The 5411-nt window shown below is 61.9% G+C and carries 7 protein-coding genes and 1 pseudogene; all 8 read right to left on the bottom strand.

Going from position 1 to position 5411, the window contains the following annotated elements; genetic code table 11:
* A partial coding sequence (locus tag M2432_RS27750; protein WP_280830067.1) for a hypothetical protein occupies positions 1 to 425 on the bottom strand: 425 nt, incomplete at its 3' end.
* 785 nt (positions 426 to 1210) lie between these two features.
* Complete coding sequence (locus tag M2432_RS27755; RefSeq protein ID WP_280830068.1) at positions 1211 to 1585, bottom strand: hypothetical protein; 375 nt, start codon at positions 1583 to 1585, stop codon at positions 1211 to 1213.
* A 41-nt stretch (positions 1586 to 1626) separates the two neighbouring features.
* Entirely contained in the window at positions 1627 to 1890 is a 264-nt protein-coding gene (locus tag M2432_RS27760; protein ID WP_280830069.1) for a WhiB family transcriptional regulator, read from the bottom strand.
* Entirely contained in the window at positions 1887 to 2324 is a 438-nt protein-coding gene (locus tag M2432_RS27765; protein WP_280830070.1) for a hypothetical protein, read from the bottom strand. Before M2432_RS27765 ends, M2432_RS27760 begins: the two co-directional genes overlap by 4 nt.
* Positions 2325 to 2572: 248 nt before the next feature.
* Positions 2573 to 4249 carry an AAA family ATPase gene (locus M2432_RS27770; protein ID WP_280830071.1) on the bottom strand — a complete coding sequence of 559 codons (1677 nt, stop codon included), beginning with the start codon at positions 4247 to 4249 and terminating at the stop codon, positions 2573 to 2575.
* Positions 4250 to 4311: 62 nt separating this feature from the next.
* Entirely contained in the window at positions 4312 to 4590 is a 279-nt protein-coding gene (locus M2432_RS27775; RefSeq protein WP_280830072.1) for a hypothetical protein, read from the bottom strand.
* A gap of 6 nt (positions 4591 to 4596) precedes the next feature.
* The gene (locus M2432_RS27780) at positions 4597 to 4782 is read right to left on the bottom strand and encodes a helix-turn-helix domain-containing protein (RefSeq protein WP_280830073.1); all 186 of its coding nucleotides are present in this window, start codon (positions 4780 to 4782) and stop codon (positions 4597 to 4599) included.
* A gap of 416 nt (positions 4783 to 5198) precedes the next feature.
* Positions 5199 to 5411, bottom strand: a pseudogene (locus M2432_RS27785) (integrase); the annotation flags it as partial.

Genomic DNA, 5411 nt, shown 5'->3' on the forward strand with positions numbered 1-5411 from the left:
TCGCTTTGGTAGGGCTCACATTCGATGATGGTGGCCGATTCGACCGTGCCGAGCAGGTGCGTGATGTCAACAAAACCGGGCTTTGTCGGCAGCGGAACCACAGTGCACCGTGCTGCCCTGCCACGGCCCCGCATGCGCTGCTCACGCTTGACGGTGCGCGCGTACTCACGGCACTGCGGGCAGCCTTTGACATAGCCGGTCATATGCCCGTGCGGGCCGATACTGAACGCGCCCATGGTGTCGAGTCTGGCACGGTCACGCCGCGCCGTGCAATTGTCCATGACCGTGGACAATGTGTTTTCGTCCAGAATTCGCATTGATGTCGCGGTTGACGCCATTGTTTTCCGGCGCTCCACGCCATTCTTTGCGGCGCTCCCAGCCATTCTTTGGCGGGCGATAAGGTAATACAATTCGAATTTACGCATTTCCGCGCCTTCACGGACCCGTAAACAATGGCTTTTGCGCTGCATCGTCGCAGGTCAGAGGCCTAAAAAATGGACGCTCGCATTTCGGCGCGAAAATGTCGCCTGCCGAAGAGGCGCACGACCATTGTTTGAAGCGAATTCAACTCCCCCGCCCCGCCATTGTTTTGGGGACATGCCGCCATTCTTTTGCGACCCTGTTCGCCATTGTTTATTGCCATGGATAAATGGACGTCGCCATTCTTTTTGGCCGTTGAATTCGGGTTGAATTCGAATTGTGAATTCGGCTCTGAATTGTGCTGGCACCCATGCCCCGGCGTCGGGTGTCTCAGGTGGGACAGTGCGCATAATCGACTGTCTCACGTTCGGGTAATGCGAATCGTGGTGGGCCACATGCCATGTCATCTGCACGATGGTCCCGGTGGTGGGGACCGGTCGCACCATGCGGATCGAAAGCCGTCGCGGTGCAACCGGTTTCAACGATGGTGCTATCTGCCCACAGCGTTGGCGCACACCGACGCTGCGTAAGTCACCAGGACGGCACGACCCATGGCCCACGTTGCACCATGGGGGTATCTTGGCGCGCGCATCATCCGGCCGAATTCCCAACGCTCACGCAGACTGAGCCTGACCGCAAAAGGGTTGAGCACCAGGGCAATTGCGCCGATCGTTGGCGTCGGAAAAGGCACGGTACAGCGCGATCAGCAAACGCAACTGCCCCACAATGGGGCAGTTGAAACAACAACCGGCATCGACGGCGGCGTCGGAAAAGGCACGGTACAGCGCGATCAGCAAACGCAGGTGTCGCATAATGCGACACCTGCCGAGCCGGTGACCGGTGGGTTTCGCTCTGCCGTGCGGCACAAGGCTTCCCGGTACTGCGTATGCCGGTGGCCCGGCGAATCGCTCAGCGGGGCAATGAGCGGGCATTGCGTGCCCATCCTGCGGGACAGGGCCTCATGCATCAATGCCTCGCGGGTCGCATGGGCCAGGTCTTCGGCCAGCCTTAAGGCCTGTTCCACGGTGAAACGCAGCGTGATCCCCGTGTCATCAGCGGCCAGCACGTCGAGGTACACAGTCCCGACGGGGCTGCCGTCGACAGTGTTGATCATGTCGCCACCCCGCAGGCCAACGTCCATCGCATCCAAAGTTTGTGAACTCATTGATTTTTCCTTTCCACTTGATTTTTTCTTTCCACGTTGATTCACCGCCCGGCCCGTGCGTACCGGCGCCGGTTGATCTGCCCGGCCACCACACCCGCTGGCCGATCGCGCGGCGGCAAGGTGTCGAACCATTCCCGGCACTGCGGCAACGCGGGACAGCACCGGCACAGCGCCAGGGCGTGTGCCTCAACACGGTCGCGATCAGGATCGCGGTCGGGACGCTGGTCGAACAGGTCGGAGCGGCCCCGGCACGCGGCACCGGGCAGTTCGGGGAAATGCGCTGCGGCGGTGAGGATTCCGGTCATGTGGTGTTCTCGCGTTTCCGTTCGCTGAGCAGCTCGGCTACGCGCCGGACTCGCTCGGCGTGTTCGGTGAATTCCTGCGCGAGTGTGGCTTTCGTTGCGGCGTCGGGTTCACCACCGGGAAATGTGCCGATGTAGTGGTCTTCTTCAAGGTCGGCCTCGCAGAGTGTGCCCGGTATGCCGTGTTCGGTCGCTGCATAGACCACGCGTGTCTCGCGTGGTGTCTCGCGGGGCACGGAACGCACGGCGTTATCGGGCCACACCTCGATGCTGGTGCATTCCTGTAGGAGCAGGGCCGGGCAGCGTTCGCACAACCACCGGTCCGTTTCGGTTGTCGCGTTGGGGTAGTAGAAGACGTTCGTCCATTCGGCGAGCAGCGGCACGACGCCGATGGTTGTCCAGTTTTTGAAGGCCGTCGTTTCGGGGGTGGTGGTCATGGGCTGATGTTCCTTTCGTTGTTTTGCTGGCGGCCCGGCAACGAACCCCCGGCACCTTTACTTAGTGCCGGGGGGATTCGTGATTGCCTGCGGCGTGATTGCCGTGGCCGTCAGCGTGATTGCTTGACCTGCGGTTTCGCGAAAAACGTGATTGCCGTGATTGCCGCGTGATTGGTTTGGAACCGGTGTGGCCGCGTGATTGCTTGACCTGCGGTTTTGCCAAAAACGTGATTGAGCGTGATTGCTTTTCACGCCTGAAACCATGTTGCTGGACACCGTTGCTCACCACCGCCACGTTCCCCGTCGAAACGCACCAGCTTGCCCGTGCTCACGTACTCGTCGAGCCGTCGCCTGATCCGTTCGACTTGCGCTTTGGTGGGCTTCTCGACGCCGTACACCTGTTGAGCGCCGTCGTGTGCGGTCAGCCCGTCAGCCCGGCCACGTTCCACCAGGTGAAGCAGATCGGTTTCGGTGTCGATGCGGAACGTTCCGGTGTCGGGATCGAGCACCAGGCGCAGCGGCCCGATCGTTTCGGCGGGCGGTTTCACATGCTCGAATCCGATCACCAAATCCCCGGCGTCACCAACCAGCAGGATCACCGAGCCGCTGCCAGCGGTCAGCCAGGTGCTGCCGTAGATGTCGGCGAGTTGTTTGGTCTGGCCCGATCCCTGCTGTGCTTTGCGGGTGTGGTGCAGGTCGCAGAGCTGCACACCGCTGGCCGTAAGGTGTTGGCGTGCACGGTTGTACGCGGCACCTACTTCATCCTCCGTCAGGCCGATCGCCGCGTCTTTGAGGCTGTCGACGTAGACGATGGTGGCCTGGTAGTAGTCGGCCATGCGGGTCAGCAGTGTGGTGTCTTTGGCCAGGTCGGTGATCGGTGGGCCGGTACGAATCACTAAGCGTTGCAAGGCATTACGGTCATCTTCGGTGTATTGGCGTTGCATCGAGCGGCTGATCTGCGGTGGCCGGTCCATCGCCAGATACAAGATGTTGCCGCTGGTTTGGGCGACGGTCAGCCCGAGCACGTCGCTGCTGCCGATGCCCAGTTGTGCCCGGATCACTTGACCGGCCAGGGTGGTTTTGCCGACGCCGGGCGAGCTGGCGATCATGAACGGTTCGCCTACGGGCCAGAGCACGTGTTGCCCGTCGCCCCACTGCGAAGGCATGACCGGAGGCGCGTCGAGGATGAACGCTGCACCGGTCATGGCGTGCCAGCCAATGGCGTTGTCGCCGTGGGGATTCCAGTGTGGCCGGTCTGCGGGCGCGAGTTCGTCGAGGGTGTGACCGGACGCGATGTGGTCTGAAACGTCTTTTCCCTCAACGGCTTTCACGATGCGGCACTCGCCGGCGATTCCGTCGAGCAGTGCGCAAATCTGTTGTGCGTGTTGGTATCCCACGGTGTCATCGTCGGCGACGATCACCACCTGTTTGCCTTTCAGCGGTGACCAGTCGGCCCCCTTGGCCTTGCCCGCGCCCATCGCCGAGCACACGGCCGCAGCGCCCACGGATTCGACGGCCAGCACGTCCTTTTCACCTTCGACCACATAGACGGTTTTGGTGTCGGCGATGCGGTCGGCGTGAAACAGGGCGGTGCCTTTGGTGTTGCCACGTTGGGTGAATTGCTTTGTGGGACTTCGGCACACAATGCGGTTGTCAGGGTAGTGATAGGTTGCGCCGCTCGGATCGTCGAACAGCGCTGCCGGGGTGAGGGTGAGCGCTGCGAGCACGTCGCGCCAGTCGCACCCGGCGTGGCAGTGCAGTAGCGCCGAGCCTTCAATAGCCTTCACGCTCAGCGAGGGGTGCGTGTCGTCGTGCGCCGGGCACTGCGCCGACGCGTGCCCGTTGCTGCTTGGCTTGACGGTCAGCCCGGCGTCGCGCAGTGCGTCCAGTACCCGGTGGTAGGCGGTAGAATCGTCAGCAGTCATAGGGAATGACTTTCGGTAGGTGAACAGGCCGGGCGTGGTGTCCCGGCCTGTTCGCTGTTCTGTCAGTTGTTGAGTGCTTCGGCCTGCGTCATGAGTTCGGCGAGTTTCTGCGCAAACTCTCCGGTGCTCATGCCCTGATAGGCCAATGTCGCGAAACATGCTGCAAGGCAGGCAAGTTGGCGTGCTACGCGTGCGGCGCAGTCGTTACAGATGAACTGATTGTTGGCGGTGTCGTGATGCAACATGCCCAACATGTCGTGATCGAAGTCGTAGACCGCGAGTACCCACGCCATGGTGTATTCCGCGATGGGCTGGTGCTGTGTGCAGGTGCGGGAAGGCATGTCGGCTCACCAGTCCTTACCGCTCGGCGTGATCGGCGTGAGAGCCTTGTCCAGGTCGTCGCGGTCGATGCGGATCATCCGCTCGCCGACGAGGTAGGCGCGTAGTCGTCCGGTTGAAATGAGCCGTCGCACACTGCGTTTGGACATGCACAGTTCTTCGGCAACATCGTCGAGAGTGAGTTTCTTACCCATGGGGCACCCCTGTCTGGTCGCACAACAAGTGGACTAACCAGTTAGGGCGATGCCAAGGGCCGGAGGTGACAACCGGCTACCGTCAGCCGGAGGTACTTTTACGTCACTCCCTGGTGTGCGGCCCAAGGGTCAACTTTAAAAAATGCCGAGTGTCACACTACGCGCGTGAATTGCCTTTTGGCTATGGCTATTTCACAGTGCGTCATCCGATGGCCGTTCTGGGATAACGGTTTTCGTTGACAGAATGGCAAAGCATCGGCCCGCGCAGGCCGCTTACCAGCAGTGATCCGGTACCCGCATCGTTGCCAGATTGGCAACGCATCGATCCCGCTACCCGCATCCCCTGCCGACTGCTGTCACATATGTTCCAGTAGCGTCGACCTACGCCACCAGCCGAACGACCGTCAGGGTGGCGCTCAGGCGGTCTGACGTGCCGTCTCGGCGTCGGCCGTCGCCGCCGCGAGCCCCGACAGCCCATCGGCCACCGCGCGGTCACGCCCGGCGGCGATGCCCTGATAGATCATCGCCGCCTTGACCGTGCTGTGCCCGAGCCGGTCCATCGTTTCGCGCAGCGTGCCCACACTCGCGGTCATCGTGCCCGCGAAGTGCCGCAGGTCGTGCACCCGAAC

This window comes from Mycobacterium sp. OTB74, from assembly GCF_029892685.1.
In the GTDB taxonomy this organism is placed as follows: domain Bacteria; phylum Actinomycetota; class Actinomycetes; order Mycobacteriales; family Mycobacteriaceae; genus Mycobacterium.

Excerpts from the sequence above, each read along its gene's own strand:
- M2432_RS27755 (WP_280830068.1), bottom strand. The coding sequence starts at position 1,585 with ATGAGTTCACAAACTTTGGATGCGATGGACGTTGGCCTGCGGGGTGGC.
- M2432_RS27760 (WP_280830069.1), bottom strand. The coding sequence starts at position 1,890 with ATGACCGGAATCCTCACCGCCGCAGCGCATTTCCCCGAACTGCCCGGT.
- M2432_RS27765 (WP_280830070.1), bottom strand. The coding sequence starts at position 2,324 with ATGACCACCACCCCCGAAACGACGGCCTTCAAAAACTGGACAACCATC.
- M2432_RS27770 (WP_280830071.1), bottom strand. The coding sequence starts at position 4,249 with ATGACTGCTGACGATTCTACCGCCTACCACCGGGTACTGGACGCACTG.
- M2432_RS27775 (WP_280830072.1), bottom strand. The coding sequence starts at position 4,590 with ATGCCTTCCCGCACCTGCACACAGCACCAGCCCATCGCGGAATACACC.
- M2432_RS27780 (WP_280830073.1), bottom strand. The coding sequence starts at position 4,782 with ATGGGTAAGAAACTCACTCTCGACGATGTTGCCGAAGAACTGTGCATG.